Raw genomic sequence first — 15918 nt, forward strand, 5'->3', positions numbered from 1 at the left:
AAAGTGTAAATACAGGGGTTATGAGTTTTTAATTACTGAGATTCTTCAACTCTTAACTCCTAACTTTCCCCCCTTTTTATTCCCTATTTATATTTACTATCGATGAAAATTGAGGAATTATCTGCGTTAGAAGTCAGCTTTAATCAACTGATTGAAACTCTTCTGAACAAAAAAGCAGAAAATGAGCAATTCACTGTGAGACTCAGCAGTGAAATAAGTCAATTTACTCGTTTCAATCATGCGAAAGTGCGACAAACTGGTTGTGTTGCTGATGGTTGGATAGAACTGACTTTAATGCAAGATCAGCGCAACAGTGTTCGGCAGTTTCCCTTTACTGGAAATTGGGAGGTAGACTGGCAGTTAGCATATAGTGCTTTGCAAGAACTACGTGACGAACTTATTCTACTACCCATCGATCCATATTTAGTTTTACCATCAGGAAATAATATCAGTAGAGAAATTCATTCTGGAAATTTATTGGCGGCTGAGGCAGTAGTCTCAACTGTGCTAGAACTAGTTGCCGAATTGGATTTTACAGGAATATATGCAGGGGGAATGGTAATTAAAGCTTATGGTGATTCTAGCGGTCAAAAACACTGGTTTGCTACTGATTCTTTTACCTTAGATTATTCTCTCTTTTCCCCATCTGGACAAGCAGTTAAAGGGACGTTTGCCGGGAGCGATTGGGATAAATCTGCATATATAGCCAAAATTAACGAAGCTAAAAAGCAACTCGAATTGCTTTCTCACCCAGCGAAAGAATTGCCACGGGGACAATACAAAACTTATTTTGCACCTGCTGCTGTTGCAGATTTATTAGTAATGCTTTCTTGGGGAGCGGTAAGCGAAGCTGATATCCAACAAGGAAACAGTGCTTTAGCTGCTTTATCGCGTCAAGAAAAACAACTTTCTCTAAGATTTAGTTTGAAAGAAAATTTTCAGCGAGGATTAGTGCCGCGATTTAATGAATTAGGAGAAATGGCAGCACCGGAGTTACCTGTAATAGAAAAAGGATATTTGCTAAATACTCTGGTGAATTCTCGCACTGCCAAAGAATATCAAAAAATTGCCAACGGTGCTAATGGTTCAGAGACTTTACGAGCGCCAGAAGTGAGTCCGGGAAATTTAATATTTGAGCAGATTTTTCCCAGTTTAGATACAGGATTATATGTATCTAATTTGCATTACTTGAATTGGAGCGATCGCCATACTGGTAGAATCACAGGTATGACTCGTTATGCTTGTTTTTGGGTAGAAAACGGAGAGATTATTGCCCCAATTGAAAACTTACGTTTTGATGAAAGTCTCTATCGTTTCTGGGGAGAAAACCTAGTAGATTTGACTGATTTTCAAGAATTCATTCCCGAAGTAGGTACTTATGAAAGTCGCCAGTTAGGAGGTAGTTTAGTTCCCGGTATGCTGGTGAAAGATTTTACATATACTTTGTAATTATGTGCTGAGAGGAAATCAAAAGCCAACAGATAGAAATAGGCTCTATCGCTCCCTTTATGGTTCCTAATATTAAATCCATGCTTTTTTAAACCTGTTATCCTCATGCAAAAAGGGTTTTACAGTTTTCCAGCTTGGTATTTAATAATAGTGTAAGTCACTTGAGCATAAAGAGCGCGATAGAACCTAGAAATCTACCCTAACGGGGAAGTGATATCGGAGCCAATGACAAACAAACTATTACTTATGAGAAGTGTCATCCTATTAAGCTAGAGCGACATAGACATCAGCATTTCCAAAACCAACAATATCATTGCGACCATCGCCGTTGATATCGCCAAGTTGACGCGGATATTGGTTAAAACTAGTCCATCCGCCATCAACCACAGAAAAATTATCGCTTTGAGCGACAAATATCGCACCGAAAGTACCATTGGTTTGACCTAGAGCGGCGTAGACATCATTATTTCCAAAACCGACAATATCATCGAGACCGTCGCCGTTGATATCAGCAAGCTGGCGTGGATATTGGTTAAAGCTACTCCATCCGCCATCAACAACAGTAAAATTATTGTCCTGAGCGACAAATATCGAACCGAAAGTGCCATCACTTTGACCTAAAGAGACGTAGACATCACTATTTCCAAAACCGACAATATCATCGCGACCATCGCCATTGACATCACCAAGCTGACGTGGATATTGGTTAAAGCTAGTCCATCCGCCATCAACGACAGTAAAATTATTGTTCTGAGCGACAAATATCGAACCGAAAGTGCCATCACTTTGACCTAGAGCGACGTAGACATCACTATTTCCAAAACCGACAATATCATCGCGACCATCGCCATTGACATCACCAAGCTGACGTGGATATTGGTTAAAGCTAGTCCATCCGCCATCAACGACAGTAAAATTATTGTTCTGAGCGACAAATATCGAACCGAAAGTGCCATCACTTTGACCTAGAGCGACGTAGACATCACTATTTCCAAAACCGACAATATCATCGCGACCATCGCCATTGACATCACCAAGCTGACGTGGATATTGGTTAAAGCTAGTCCATCCGCCATCAACCACAGTAAAATTATTGTTCTGAGCGACAAATATCGGACCGAAAGTACCATTGCTTCTACCTAGAGAGACGTAGACATCACTATTTCCAAAACCGACAATATCATCGCGACCGTCGCCGTTGACATCACCAAGCTGACGTGGATATTGGTCAAAGCTAGTCCATCCGCCATCAACCACAGTAAAATTATTGTTCTGAGCGACAAATATCGGACCGAAAGTGCCATTGCTTTGACCTAGAGCGGCGTAGACATCACTATTTCCAAAACCGACAATATCATCGCGACCATCGCCGTTGATATCACCAAGCTGACGTGGATATTGGTCAAAGCTAGTCCATCCGCCATCAACCACAGTAAAATTATTGTCCTGAGCAACAAATATCGGACCGAAAGTACTCATTATAATGCTCCTTTAATCAATCATATTAGGCGTGGTAAAACCACGTACCTATTTAGCATTCAGTTTTGCTTTCAGAAACTACGCTAATTATTTACAAATTTTTACACTGTAATATTTTTATAAAAGATTCTAACTACCAAGCTATGCCTGATAAAGAGTTACGGGGCTGGATGTTGCTACCATTTCAAATAATGTAAGGTTAAGCAATAGCGAAACCCAACTGACAATTTTTCCTCATCTCTCGTTAGAACCTCTATCTTTTTTTACCAGGAGGTGAATTACGCTGGGTAAGGTTATCAATTTGCAATTGTTGCCGTCCATTGGTGATAACTTGCAACATCTGTTTAAGATCCTGCTCGATATTTCCCAAAATGCCATCGGCATAAGCATCAGCACCATCTTCAATTTCTTGAGCCTGAGCGATCGCAGTTTGTCGCATCAGCTCTAACTCTTGTTGACAAGCATACCGCTTGCGGTCAATCTCAGCGAGGGTTTCTTGCATTATTCCCTCACACTCTTGTTGTACTTGTCGCCGCAGTTGTTCAGCTTCTTGTTGTGCTTGGCGAATAATATCGCTTTCAGCTAAAATTTGCGCTCTTTTTGCTTGTGCAGCTTCAACAACCTGCTGTCCATACTCTTCCGCTTCCAGCAGAATTTCATCCTTTTGGTCGAGAACTGCTGCTGCTTCTTGAAAAAGCGATGGTAAAGCCAGCCGGATGTAATCAAGCTGATCCAGTAGCTTTTCTTCATCTATGAGTGTACGTCCTGTTAGCGGAATCCTGAGACTAGAGAGAACCATTTCTTCTAGACGGTTGAGTTCCTGCTGAATATTTATGCTTCCCTCTCCACCGAGATGTTCTTGAGAGGAGGGATTGCTTCCGTTGAGATTGGGTTCAACATTGGAGATTTCTGATTGTAGCATTGGTATATATCTAGGGCAATGTGTGGGGGAACGAGATGATCGATAGAGCCACCAAACCTTGCAATCTCTTTTACCACACTACTACTTAAAAAACTATACTCATTTGAGGTTGCGAGAAAAACTGTTTCTATTTGGGTAGAAAGAGTTTTATTGGTGTGAGCCATTTGCAGTTCCACTTCAAAATCTGACACAGCCCGTAAACCCCGGATCAAAACTTGTGCTTGTTGCATTTGAGCATAATTGACGGTAAGACCATCAAAGCTGTCTACTTCTACATTCGGTAGATGTTCTGTAGAAAGACGGATCTGATCTAGCCGTTGCTCCACACTAAAAAGTGGCATCTTGTTAGGGTTCCGTAATACGGCGACAATCACCCGTTCAAACAGCCGACTACCGCGCCCGATGAGATCGAGGTGTCCCAAGGTAATGGGGTCGAAGCTACCAGGATAAATAGCAATCACAATTTTAAATATATCAAAGTTGTTTAGGTGATTATATTGAAATCATTTTGTGTAACTTACTCAAATCTACCATCTTGCGTTCTCGGTAAGGATGCTAAACTCAATTGTTTTAGTGGTACAAGTTATGCTCAACTAAGCGTTAGGAACTAGTGCAAGAAGGCAGCTATGCTGGAGGCAGAAGGAAAGAAAGCTTATAGCATAAACCTTTACGTTATTGTTGACTGCATAGTTATTTCCACCACACTGCACTAAACTCCTAAATTTGAATACAGGATTTTTACCTACGTCCCCACAATGTTGTGGAAGATTTAAGTGTAATTACAGTATTCAAGTCCTAAAAAACTCCGTACTTAGCAAAGTGCGCGGGTAGTTAACGAACTTTTCTAGGTAATTTTTCATGGCACTGGATTTTCCCACTTTGCCCTTGGCGTTTCAATTTACTTCTCCAGGATCGATTCTGGTGAAAATAGGGCCACTAAGTATTCGTTGGTACGGCTTGTTAATTGCCACAGCAGTGTTAATTGGCGTCATCCTTTCCCAGAATTTGGCAAAGCGTCGTAACGTTAATCCTGAGTTGCTAGGCGATTTGTTCTTTTGGTTGTTGATTGGGGCAATTCCTGGCGCACGACTATATTACGTTTTTTTTGAATGGTCAAAATATGCCCCAACTCCAGGAAAAATTTTTGCGATCTGGGAAGGAGGTATTGCCATTCATGGAGCGATTCTTGGTGGCGTTGTGGCTGCGTTAATCTTTGCCAGAATCAAGCAGGTTTCTTTTTGGCAACTGGCAGATTTAGTCGCGCCTTCGCTGATTTTAGGGCAGGCGATCGGACGTTGGGGCAATTTCTTTAATTCTGAAGCTTTTGGCGCTCCGACTAATTTACCCTGGAAGCTCTATATTCCACCAGACCATCGTCCTTTAGAATATGTTAGTTTCGATTACTTTCATCCCACCTTCCTCTACGAATCTCTATGGGATTTAATGGTGTTTACGCTACTAATAACGTTGTTTTTCCGGTCTTTATCTGGTAAGCCACGTCTGAAGGTAGGTACACTGTTTCTAATTTACTGGCCAGCCTACAGCTTAGGACGCTTGTGGATCGAAGGCTTTCGCACTGATAGCTTGATGCTGGGGCCATTACGGATGGCACAAGTAGTCAGTAGTTTAGGAATTCTATTGGGATTAGTTGGATTAGCTTGGCTTTATTTACTCAAACGCCCTTTACCCGATGTAGTTCCTACTCCTAAGGTAAATGGAGAGAGGGAAGGATGAAGGAGTAAGGATGAGGGGATGTGGAAAAGAGAGCATAATTAAATATTCAATGCCCAATACCCAAAAATAAAAAATGCCCCAGAGTATTCTCTAGGGCTTAACCAGGGTGCATCTACCATTACTCTCTACTAGGGAAAGAGGGTGAATCCGGAAAGATACTGAAGATTGCCAAAAAATTTTTTTGAGGGATTGCCGTGTGTTCTGATAAAAGTGAATATACAGAAAGTCTAAGTTATAAAAAAACACTATCTACTATAGAACCATGTGTGTATATTGTCGGAGCCGGCCCTGGAGATCCTGATTTATTAACGGTGAAGGCGCAAAAATTACTGGCTGTTGCTGATGTAATTTTATATGCTGATTCTTTAGTACCCGAACAAATTTTAGAACTTTGCCGAAAAGATGCCGAGATAATTAGAACTGCGAATCAGACTTTAGAAGAAATTTTGGCGATTATGATCGATAGAGTGCGATCGCAGCACAAATCTCTAGTCCGTCTCCATTCTGGCGATCCTAGTCTCTACAGCGCTATCCACGAGCAAATGCATCTTCTCGCAGAGGCAAATATTCCTTTTGAAGTCATACCTGGTATTAGTGCCTTTCAAGCTGCTGCTGCCAAACTCAAAATAGAACTGACTGTTCCTGGTTTAGTTCAAACTATTATTTTGACGCGCATAAGCGGACGTACAGAAGTCCCCGCTACTGAAGAATTAGCCACTCTTGCAGCACATCAGGCTAGCCTTTGCCTGTATTTGAGTGCGCGTCACGTCGAAAAAGCTCAAGCAAAACTACTCGAACATTATCCAGCCGAAACCCCGATTGCGATTTGCTTTCGCATCGGCTGGCCCGATGAAAAAATCCGGGTTGTTCCCCTGAATCAAATGGCAGACTGCACTCATCAAGAAAAACTAATTCGCACTACACTTTATATAATCAGCCCAGCACTCTCAACAACAACAGGGCGATCGCGTTTATATCATCCCGAACATAATCACCTATTTCGCTCATCTCATAACTAAATATTGGGTATGGGGCATTGGTTATTCTCTTTGTCTCCCTCATCTCCCCATTGCCTCACGTAACGATAAACTTAACAATGTAAATAAAAACTAAAATTATAATCCAATACTATGCCTTTAATCAAAGTGCAAACTTCTGCATCCGCTCCTGAAAAAGCTGAAATTGAGTCAATGCTTTTAAACCTATCAGCCAAGTTAGCGAAACATTTGGGAAAACCAGAATCTTATGTAATGACTGCTTTTGAAGCGGGAATTCCGATGACTTTTGCAGGAAATACAGACCCGGTTTGCTACATTGAAATTAAGAGCATTGGCACGATGAAGCCAGATCAAACCGCAGCAATGAGTCAAGACTTTTGCCAGCAGATTAACCAAACTCTAGGCGTGCCGAAAAATCGTATTTACATTGAGTTTGCAGACGCAAAGGGTGCAATGTGGGGCTGGAACGGCACAACTTTTGGTTAATTCCTCATCTTCTTTGGTCAAGACTAACTCGATCTAGCAGGTGTAGGATAGAGATCCAACATCAATTCGTGATTTTTTTATGTCTGCTACGCCTCTTGTATCTCAGGTTGACTTCAACTCAGAAAAATCAGAATTTATCCCTCCCCTTTTAGGTGCTTCTTTAGCAGAGTTAACTACTTGGATGCAGCAACAAGGACAACCTGCTTACAGAGGAAAGCAACTGCATGAATGGATCTATGACAAAGGGGTGCGATCGCTAGCTGATATTTCTGTCTTCTCCAAGCAATGGCGCAAAGAAGTAGCAGAAATCCCCATTGGGCGCTCAATTCTACATTACCGCTCTGAGGCTCCCGATGGTACGGTGAAATATCTTTTACGATTAACAGACGGGCAGATTATTGAAACTGTTGGCATCCCCACCTTCGCAGAAAGAGGAGAAGGGCCAAAATCTCGTTTGACAGTTTGCGTTTCTACTCAAGTGGGTTGCCCAATGGCGTGTGATTTCTGTGCTACTGGTAAGGGAGGCTACAAACGCAACCTAGCACGGCACGAAATTATCGATCAGGTGTTGACTGTGCAAGAAGATTTTCAACAACGAGTTAGCAATGTAGTGTTTATGGGACTGGGTGAACCGTTGTTGAATACTGAAAATGTCCTAGCAGCCCTGAAATCTCTCAATCAAGATGTCGGTATCGGGCAGCGATCGCTTACAGTTTCTACAGTGGGGATTCGCGATCGCATCCGTCAGTTCGCACAAAACAATTTGCAAATCACTCTGGCTGTAAGTCTCCACGCACCCAACCAAGCACTACGAGAAAAACTCGTCCCCAGCGCCCGCGCTTATCCTCTCGAAGATTTACTGGCTGAGTGTCGAGAATATGTAGAAATCACTGGGCGTCGCGTTACTTTTGAATATATTCTCCTGGCTGGTGTTAATGATTTACCAGAACATGCATTGGAACTTTCCAAATGCCTGCGAGGATTCCAAAGTCATGTGAATTTGATTCCTTACAACCCCATCCAAGAAGTAGACTACAAACGCCCCAACCGCGATCGCATTCAAGCATTTGTGAACGTTCTCAAGCAGCAAAATACTGCTGTTAGTGTCCGTTATTCCCGTGGTTTAGAAGCTGATGCTGCTTGCGGGCAACTAAGAGCAAGTAAGAATTAAATTTGTTGCAGTCAGTAAATTTAATTACTTTAATCTTACAGATATCTGCGCGTTAGTCCCAATCGGTGCAACAGGGCGGCGGTAGAAATTGTTATATTAAGGTTAAGCGATCGCTCAACCCAACCAATAACAAATAACTGTATGTTGAATCGATCATTAACGCTTAAACTTTGGCCACTAGCGATTGTTCTTGCAAAAGCTTTGCTGATGGATTCTCCTGCTTATGGACAAATAATTCAACCGATTCCTCAGCAACCCGAGTCTTTTCAAGAAAGAATGAGACAACAACAAGAGCAGCGAACTCAGCAAACACAAGAGCAATTGCAGGATACATGGCTACGGCAAAATTTTCAACACCCACAACAACTACAACAACAACAACAAATACAACAACAAGAATTTACACGACAACGCGAAGAACTGATACGCCAGCAACAATTTAGACTACAACAGCAACAAACAATACTACAACAGCAAGAATTTACACGACAGCAACAGCTAAGAATACAAGATCAACAACTCAGACAAGATCAACAAATTAGACAACAGCAACAATTTAGATTACAAGAACAGAGACGACAGCAACAATTTAGACAACAGAAAGAAAACCTGTAAAGTGTTCAAAATTTCTGTTGAAGAAAAGTTTAGAATCTAGAATCTAGAATTATAGCAGGAGGCAGAAAGCAGATCGCTTTTAGCGTCTCCCCTTGGGAGAAGGCAGGAGGTAAAACTATTACTATTCCTAGCTTTCACCTTTTAAAAATGTCCTAACCTGTGTGACTACGGCTATATGAATAAGAAAGTGGGGAACTATCTTGCAAAAAGCAAGCTATTGACTCACCTACCAAATGTAAACTACTAATAACCATCGAGTACCAAAAAAGTTAAGCTGATTTTGCCCACCGATAATTGAAATAGAGTTGTGGTTATGGAAGACAACAACTTTACTACATCAGCCCTCTCTTTTCATACTCTTTTTTGGCGAAGGTATTGGATAAATAACTTTTTTATTAAAAATTAGAGAAAATCTTCTCCAATTTTTAATTTTTTCTTATTAGCTACCGATGTGCATAAATACCAGGAGCATACGCTTCAATTACTTTGCCAGTGCGAGTGCAACTAATCATCAAATAGTCACAACTTGGGCATTGTGTCCGAGTTAATTGACTATCAAAAATATAATATCGCTCTGCATGGCTACCACAATTTGGGCAGTAAATTTTTTGTACTGTCTGCATTTCAAAACCCCTATTTTTAATTATTTTTATTTGGTAAAGCTACTAGTTAAACCAGGAAAAAATCTGGTTCGACCTAAATTAACAAACTGCTGTAATATTTGCTGATTATTTTAAAGAAAACTTCAGTTTTGATAACTTTCCCGTATCTTTATCTATTATTCTAGAATTTCAGTTATTTTACCCTCCTACTTTAGATACATAAATTATTTTTAAATTGAATACCGCTTAGATATTTACTGATCCCTATAACTAATGCCTTGAGATAGCCTTATTTATAGTCATTTCAGACGAATGCAAAAAAGCTGTTATTATATTAATAAATTAAACTAAAAAAAATACTGTATATTTAGTAACAAAATATCTCTCTTAAGATTTGGTTAATATTTGCTGACAAAATTTATCAGAACAAATTCTAATGAGATAATTTCAATAAAAATACCAAACTTTATAGAAAGCGGCTTTTTTTGGTCAAAACTTCGGGAGCCGCTTAAAGTTCTCTCCAATGGCAGTAATTAAAAGCCGAATCTTAGTAGAGCAAAATCTAGCGTCCTTTTGATAGCTGGTCTATTTTTGACATCTTGGAGACAACTTACAGGAATATATCCGTTTAGTACGCACTAAAGTAATTCTCGTTTACGAGTGATACCTTACGTAAACGAGAACCGTTATAAAGGCTTATACCAATTCTCTAAAATGAGGCAACACATTTAAACCCCCAAAGCCACATATATAGCAGGAGGCAGGAGGCAGAGGGCAGGAGGTAAAACTATTGCTAACTCTCTTCTTTCACTCTTTCCAAATGTCCTAACCTGTGTGACTACGGCTATAGTACAGCTTTCTTAATTATGAATTGGTATTATTACCTTCCTATTACTCAGTCCCAAATACAACACAGCCCAAATAAACCATCGATTGTAAATCAATGAAACGCTTACACTGTATTCATGTTTAATACCGTAAGGCGGTATTAGTCTCCAACCCCCAGTTAAAGGTGAGAATGGAAGTTGTCACTTCAAGCAGGATGAAAATAATCGTAAATTTCTTGAGCTAAACGTGGGCCAATTCCCGCTACTTCAGCAAGTTGTATGGTTGTTGCTTGCCGAATATAATCAACTGAGCGAAAATGCCCTAGTAGCAGCTTTTGGCGATGATGTCCTAAACCAGGAATTTCATCTAAACGCGATCGCTTCAATTTATCACTGCGCTGCTGACGATGGAAACTCACTGCAAACCGATGCGCTTCATCCCGTAGCCGCCGCAACAACTGTACCCCTGGTTGTTCTGCATCAGTTGTCAAGGGTTTAGATTCTCCCGGTAAAAAAATCTCTTCTCGCTGCTTTGCTAAACTTACAACTCGCAAGTCTTCTAATAAATTCATCTCTTGCAAAACGGCGATAACTGATGATAACTGACCTTTACCACCATCGATCATGATTAAATCAGGCCAGTCAGGATTACCCAAACGTGTTAATTGCTGATTTTCCGCATACTTACGAAACCGCCGTTGGATGACTTCAGCAAGACTAGCAAAATCATCTGAATGTCCTGCTGTCACCGTGGGATTTTTAATTTTGTAGTGGCGATAATACTGTTTTGCTGGTAATCCGTCGATAAACACAACTTGCGAAGCTACAGCATTGGACCCTTGAATATGGGAAATGTCATAACCTTCAATGCGGTGAGGTACATCTGGTAAATCGAGGATGGCGGCTAAATCTTGCATTGCTTGGTGATTGCGATCGCCAAATTTCTGCATTCTTTGTAATTCATACTGAGCATTTCGCTCTACCATCTCAATTAATTCTGCCTTAGTTTGCCGCAAAGGAGTCAAAATTGTGACTTTTTTGCCTTTACGTTGAGTTAAGACATCAGCTAATATTTCCACATCTGGTAAATCATGCTGTACCAAAATCTCTGTGGGTATTTCTACAGAATCAGCAGTTTGGTAATGTTCCTCTAAAGCTCGTTGTAAAATAGCTCCTGGTTCGGCGTGAGCATCAGCCACAAAGGCTAAACGTCCTACCAATTGCCCAGCGCGAATCTGGAATAGTTGAATGCAGGCGTGCTGTTCGTTGGCTGCCAGTGCGATCGCATCCCGCGAAATTGTATCATCTGGTAAGGAAACTTTTTGGTCGGCTGTCAGTGACTTTAACCCAGAAATTTGATCGCGAATCCGTGCGGCGGACTCAAAATTCAAGTCCTCTGCTGCTGTATTCATCTGTTGAGTCAAAATATCAATCAGTTCCTGAGTTCGCCCTTGGAATACCATCGCTATCTTTTGGACAATTTTGCGATATTCTTCTGGTGAAGTCAGCTTTTGACATACACCCGGACAACGCCCTAAATCAAAATTCAAGCAAGGACGGTCTTTAAAAAGTGGTTGAGGTCGTTGTCGCTGTGGAAAAATGCGCTTGCAGATGCGGACAATTTCTCGTAACAAACCAGCATCAGTATAAGGCCCATAAAATTTATCCTTTTCTTTACCGAATTGGCGCTTACGAGTTATAAAAATTCGCGGATAATCTTCTGACCAAGTAATGCAGAGATAGGGATATTTTTTATCATCTTTGAGCAGCACGTTAAAGTATGGCTGGTGCTGCTTGATCAAATTAGCTTCTAGCGCTAAAGCTTCGGCTTCAGTATCAGTGACGATGAATTCAATTTCTGTCACTAACTTGGCCATCGTGGCGATACGTTCACTTTTGTTGTAGCCATCCCGGAAATAGGAACGGACACGCGATCGCAATTTACGCGATTTACCTATATAGATAATGCGATCGCTCCCGTCCCGCATGAAATAAACCCCCGGTTCTGGTGGGATTTCGGCTAGACGGTTTTCTAGTCGTTCTGGCTCTTTTACCAGTGGTAATATTTGAGTAGATATTGTCACAACCAAAATTAGGTAATCTTTCTCTATTTTAAGAAAAATTATTTTTTCGTGCCGATTTAACAAATTATTTATCAAGTAAATATAAAGTAGCAGTCATGAGTGGCATCTACCAGAACAGATGAAAGAGGAGCTGGGGACTAGGGAAGAATAATAACTTGTAACTCAGCACGGGCTAAACGCCCCGTTGTCGAAGCCTCCGGTAAAGAAGAAAGCTAACAGCACAGGACAAGCTCTAGCTATCTGCTAACAGCATCAATTTAGGTAGGTTTAGTCTGCACAAACAGAAGTCCACTGTGGTCACTTATTCGGCTTTCAAACTAGAGGCTGGCTAGAAAACTTACTTCAAGCATTAGAACTTTGGATCTAACAAGAGTTTGTCTAGCTGCGACCTTAATCATTGGCTGCTACTGTCAAAATAAAAACTTTGCTTTTTGAATTTATAATTAATATTTTTAAATTGGTAATATTTTTTATTTGAAACTTTAGATTTTATAGGAAATGATAATATTTTTTGAGCAACTGCTATTTTGATTAATAAATAGTGTACTTGTATATTGCTTATATAAATATCGTATTAAACTTTCATTTATTAATACTATTTGTATTGATTTATTGAATTTGCCATATTAAGCAATTTAACTGATTCAGTCAGTCAAATTTATGATTATGATTGAGAATATATTTATTATGAGCATTTTAAACGAGAACCAAATTATGAATTTACAAGATTTTGAAATCCAGTATCGTGAGACTATGGCTGAAACTCTCAATGAACTGCAAACAGCAGTTTTATTATTAGCGCAAGTACAACAGAAAATTTTAACAATTGGCGGTTCTGTACAAACTATTAGCGAGTGCGTTGAAGAGTTTATTGCTGATCAAAAAGCAGCGGAATAAATATACACCCAGCAAAAAAGTTTATCTGTGGCGACAAGTAAATTGTTCTTCAATTGCAAGGATGAGATCCTTAAGTTTTAAAGGTTTGACAAAATAGCTGGATGCACCCAAACTCAGAGCTAGTTCTTGATCTGCTTTAAAAGCAAAGGCTGAAACCACAATGATAGGTATTTTTGAAAAATCGGGTTTTTGCTGGACTTGTTTTAAGAGTGAATAACCGTCAATATCTGGCAACTTCAAGTCCAATAACATTAAATCTGGCTTGAATTTCTCTATGGTTGAGAAAAAAGTAGAGCCTTCTGATAAACTTTGTACTTCATACCCACAATAACTTAGATAGTCACTAAGTAACATCCTATTGAGGTAATGGTCTTCAACTAGTAAAATTCGTCTAGCTTTGTGTGACTGCAATGGCTGATTTATATTGAATAATTGTACTATCATTGCTACCTATTATCTGATGATCTTGATGAAAAATCAACAATTATCACTATAAACTAAAATAGTACTGCATTTAAACCGTGAAACAACTAAAAATTGTACTTATGTAATCTCATCAAATATTTGAATAAATTAAATTTCCCCGCATTCCAATACTTTAATGATATTTTTTTAATTATAATTCAATAAAAATTAAGCCTTCTTTACAAGATTTTTATAATTTTGAATGTTTATTAAGTTAACATCTGTTTTATAAATTTAATTGTCTATATTTCCTAAGTAAAACTACTTAAGTAATACTGAAACTAATATTATGGGAATTGCCTTTATTAAAAAAGTGAAGGTCAGTAATAACTACAATAGACTGATGTGAAAATTAGGTTTTATCCTTGCTATGTAAGGCTTTGATACTCCTTTACGAATAAGTCTAATAAGACAAAGTTTGTAAGAAAAAAAGGAGCAAAATTGCTCCTTTAGTTATTTTTTAGAATGGAAACCGGAGTTTCAACCAGAGACTTTTTTTAACTTGCGTTGTGTAACAAAGATACCAGCAACACCTAAAATACCAAATACTACTGAGGGTTCTGGTACCGAGTGAGGAACATACTTAGGTGTTCTCCAAGTATAAATCGCACTGTAAGATACACCATCATCAGAAGCAGTAATACCGGATGCAGTGGGGTTAAAGCTATAGGCATAGTAAGTTTGACCACCAGTAACTACCTTGGCAATTTCACTAGCTGCGATTTCACCTTGGTAGGCGTTTAATGCAGCTTGCAGCGTCAGTACATCTTTAAATGATGTGAGTTGAGAAATTTGACTTGGTAGTTGATTTTTAAGAGTATTCAGTTGAGAGATTTGACCTGGTAGTGTCACGTTTTTGAAAGTATTCAAGTCAGTAATTTGACCAGTCAGTTGAGTTTTAGTAGTATTCAATTGAGAGATTTGACTCGTCAGTTGAGTTTTACTGGTATTTAGTTGAGAGATTTGACCAGTAACTTGAGTTTTGCTGGTATTTAATTGAGTGATTTGATTCGTCAGTTGAGTTTTGCTGGTATTTAGTGGAGTGATTTGATTCGTCAGTTGAGTTTTGGTGGTATTTAGTTGAGTGATTTGATTCGTCAGTGTTTGCCTTTTTGTTGCATTGGCTTGAGTGTTAGGAGTTGCATCCAGTTGTTTTTGCAATGGTGCAATTTGTCCGGGAATTGCATCTAGTTGTTTTTGTAATGGTGCAATTTGTCCAAGAGTTGTGTCTAGTTGTGTTTGCAGTGGTGCAATTTGTCCGGGAATTGCGTTCAGTTGTGTTTGCAGTGTGGTAATCTGTCCGGGAATTGTGTTCAGTTGTGTTTGCAGTGGTGCAATTTGTCCGGGAATTCCATCCAGTTTTGTTTGCAGTGGTACAATTTGTCCGGGAATTCCATCCAGTTTTGTTTGCAGTGGTGCAATTTGTCCAGGAATTGCATTCAGTTGTGTTTGTAGCTGTGGAATTAAACTTTCAACTTGTGAAAGGGTTGGTGAAGTTGTTTGTTGAGGAAACTGTGATTTAATTGCATTCCACTTTTCATCAACCTTAGTAGAAATAGTTGTTGCAAGTTTAGTCTTTACATCCAAGTGACCAACTAACTTCAGTTCCACACCGCCATTCTGACCGAATTGGAAACCACCAATGTTAGGATCTCCCATTCCCAGAGAAGGAAAATAACTAGTTACTAATGATTTGCTCTCATCTGAAAACCCGCTCCAAACTGGTTGAAATGGTGTGTAGCTACTCAATAAATCGCCTAGCCATTGCGAACCAAAACTATTCCAGTCATTAGTAGTGACACTGCTAACGGTGGCTTTGTAGGTTCCTTTTGTAGCGGTGAAGCCAACGTTAGAATCTGGGGTTTCACTACTATACCAAAGCTCGACATTAGAGCTGGGGTCGTTATCTGTTAAAGCTTTGATGGCAGCTTTAGTACCATTTTGTGCATTTCCTTTAATGAAAGTACCATTTGAGCCACCAGTATAAGTGTTAATTTCTTTATTATTATCAAAACTAAAAGATGTAGCGTGTGCTGGAGCAGTGACAAGAGCGCTCACACCAACGGCCATAGAAGCACCAATTACAAGTTTCTGAAAAGTCATTTTCATTGTTTTCAAGTCTCTGTCAGTTTGAAAGTTAAGTTTTAAACTACTGCCGTTTTTAGGGTTGGGCTGTCTTGAATACAGGC

General features: G+C 39.6%; 14 protein-coding genes. 7 read left to right on the forward strand and 7 right to left on the reverse strand.

Features of this window, described 5'->3' with window-relative positions; genetic code table 11:
- Positions 1–102: 102 nt before the first annotated feature.
- On the forward strand, positions 103–1449 hold the full coding sequence (locus V7K79_RS14265) for a TldD/PmbA family protein (RefSeq protein ID WP_335048568.1): 1347 nt from the start codon (positions 103–105) through the stop codon (positions 1447–1449).
- A 264-nt stretch (positions 1450–1713) separates the two neighbouring features.
- Here V7K79_RS14265 and V7K79_RS14270 read toward each other — a convergent pair whose 3' ends face one another.
- The 3 genes from V7K79_RS14270 to coaD form a co-directional block, all read right to left on the reverse strand.
- A complete protein-coding gene (locus tag V7K79_RS14270; protein WP_335048569.1) occupies positions 1714–2928 on the reverse strand; it encodes an FG-GAP repeat domain-containing protein in 1215 nt (404 codons plus the stop codon).
- Positions 2929–3181: 253 nt separating this feature from the next.
- A complete protein-coding gene (locus V7K79_RS14275; protein WP_335048571.1) occupies positions 3182–3850 on the reverse strand; it encodes a DivIVA domain-containing protein in 669 nt (222 codons plus the stop codon).
- The gene (gene coaD, locus V7K79_RS14280) at positions 3760–4311 is read right to left on the reverse strand and encodes a pantetheine-phosphate adenylyltransferase (RefSeq protein WP_335048573.1); all 552 of its coding nucleotides are present in this window, start codon (positions 4309–4311) and stop codon (positions 3760–3762) included. The genes V7K79_RS14275 and coaD overlap by 91 nt, the downstream gene beginning before the upstream one ends.
- Positions 4312–4708: 397 nt before the next feature.
- Between coaD and lgt the strand changes: the two genes are divergently transcribed.
- The 5 genes from lgt to V7K79_RS14305 all read left to right on the forward strand — a co-directional run bounded on the left by lgt (position 4709) and on the right by V7K79_RS14305 (position 8854).
- Positions 4709–5584 carry a prolipoprotein diacylglyceryl transferase gene (lgt, locus tag V7K79_RS14285; protein ID WP_335048574.1) on the forward strand — a complete coding sequence of 292 codons (876 nt, stop codon included), beginning with the start codon at positions 4709–4711 and terminating at the stop codon, positions 5582–5584.
- A 194-nt stretch (positions 5585–5778) separates the two neighbouring features.
- On the forward strand, positions 5779–6603 hold the full coding sequence (gene cobM / locus V7K79_RS14290) for a precorrin-4 C(11)-methyltransferase (RefSeq protein WP_335048576.1): 825 nt from the start codon (positions 5779–5781) through the stop codon (positions 6601–6603).
- A gap of 111 nt (positions 6604–6714) precedes the next feature.
- Positions 6715–7068, forward strand: a complete 354-nt coding sequence (locus tag V7K79_RS14295; RefSeq protein ID WP_335048578.1) for a phenylpyruvate tautomerase MIF-related protein — start codon at positions 6715–6717, stop codon at positions 7066–7068.
- A 79-nt stretch (positions 7069–7147) separates the two neighbouring features.
- Positions 7148–8239, forward strand: a complete 1092-nt coding sequence (gene rlmN, locus V7K79_RS14300; RefSeq protein ID WP_335048580.1) for a 23S rRNA (adenine(2503)-C(2))-methyltransferase RlmN — start codon at positions 7148–7150, stop codon at positions 8237–8239.
- A 141-nt stretch (positions 8240–8380) separates the two neighbouring features.
- Positions 8381–8854, forward strand: coding sequence for a hypothetical protein (locus V7K79_RS14305; RefSeq protein ID WP_335048582.1), 474 nt, complete (start codon positions 8381–8383; stop codon positions 8852–8854).
- A 443-nt stretch (positions 8855–9297) separates the two neighbouring features.
- Here the strand turns inward: V7K79_RS14305 and V7K79_RS14310 are convergent, their stop codons facing one another.
- Positions 9298–9477, reverse strand: a complete 180-nt coding sequence (locus V7K79_RS14310) for a replication restart DNA helicase PriA (protein WP_334691117.1) — start codon at positions 9475–9477, stop codon at positions 9298–9300.
- 1012 nt (positions 9478–10489) lie between these two features.
- Complete coding sequence (uvrC, locus tag V7K79_RS14315; protein WP_335048584.1) at positions 10490–12367, reverse strand: excinuclease ABC subunit UvrC; 1878 nt, start codon at positions 12365–12367, stop codon at positions 10490–10492.
- A 714-nt stretch (positions 12368–13081) separates the two neighbouring features.
- Here uvrC and V7K79_RS14320 point away from each other — a divergent pair.
- Positions 13082–13264 (forward strand): hypothetical protein, encoded by a 183-nt coding sequence (locus V7K79_RS14320; RefSeq protein WP_335048586.1) that lies wholly within the window; start codon positions 13082–13084, stop codon positions 13262–13264.
- Positions 13265–13285: 21 nt separating this feature from the next.
- Here V7K79_RS14320 and V7K79_RS14325 read toward each other — a convergent pair whose 3' ends face one another.
- On the reverse strand, positions 13286–13708 hold the full coding sequence (locus V7K79_RS14325; RefSeq protein ID WP_335048588.1) for a response regulator: 423 nt from the start codon (positions 13706–13708) through the stop codon (positions 13286–13288).
- A 501-nt stretch (positions 13709–14209) separates the two neighbouring features.
- A complete protein-coding gene (locus V7K79_RS14330; protein ID WP_335048590.1) occupies positions 14210–15838 on the reverse strand; it encodes an NF038130 family PEP-CTERM protein in 1629 nt (542 codons plus the stop codon).
- Between the last annotated feature and the right edge of the window lie 80 nt (positions 15839–15918).

The organism is Nostoc sp. (assembly GCF_036917575.1).
GTDB lineage: Bacteria > Cyanobacteriota > Cyanobacteriia > Cyanobacteriales > Nostocaceae > Nostoc.

What these genes read in the sequence shown, in the direction of transcription:
- V7K79_RS14330 (WP_335048590.1), bottom strand. Translation starts at nt 15,838, where the DNA reads ATGAAAATGACTTTTCAGAAACTTGTAATTGGTGCTTCTATGGCCGTT.
- V7K79_RS14295 (WP_335048578.1), top strand. Translation starts at nt 6,715, where the DNA reads ATGCCTTTAATCAAAGTGCAAACTTCTGCATCCGCTCCTGAAAAAGCT.
- V7K79_RS14325 (WP_335048588.1), bottom strand. Translation starts at nt 13,708, where the DNA reads ATGATAGTACAATTATTCAATATAAATCAGCCATTGCAGTCACACAAA.
- rlmN (WP_335048580.1), top strand. Translation starts at nt 7,148, where the DNA reads ATGTCTGCTACGCCTCTTGTATCTCAGGTTGACTTCAACTCAGAAAAA.
- lgt (WP_335048574.1), top strand. Translation starts at nt 4,709, where the DNA reads ATGGCACTGGATTTTCCCACTTTGCCCTTGGCGTTTCAATTTACTTCT.
- V7K79_RS14320 (WP_335048586.1), top strand. Translation starts at nt 13,082, where the DNA reads ATGAATTTACAAGATTTTGAAATCCAGTATCGTGAGACTATGGCTGAA.
- V7K79_RS14310 (WP_334691117.1), bottom strand. Translation starts at nt 9,477, where the DNA reads ATGCAGACAGTACAAAAAATTTACTGCCCAAATTGTGGTAGCCATGCA.
- V7K79_RS14275 (WP_335048571.1), bottom strand. Translation starts at nt 3,850, where the DNA reads ATGCTACAATCAGAAATCTCCAATGTTGAACCCAATCTCAACGGAAGC.
- V7K79_RS14270 (WP_335048569.1), bottom strand. Translation starts at nt 2,928, where the DNA reads ATGAGTACTTTCGGTCCGATATTTGTTGCTCAGGACAATAATTTTACT.
- V7K79_RS14265 (WP_335048568.1), top strand. Translation starts at nt 103, where the DNA reads ATGAAAATTGAGGAATTATCTGCGTTAGAAGTCAGCTTTAATCAACTG.
- V7K79_RS14305 (WP_335048582.1), top strand. Translation starts at nt 8,381, where the DNA reads ATGTTGAATCGATCATTAACGCTTAAACTTTGGCCACTAGCGATTGTT.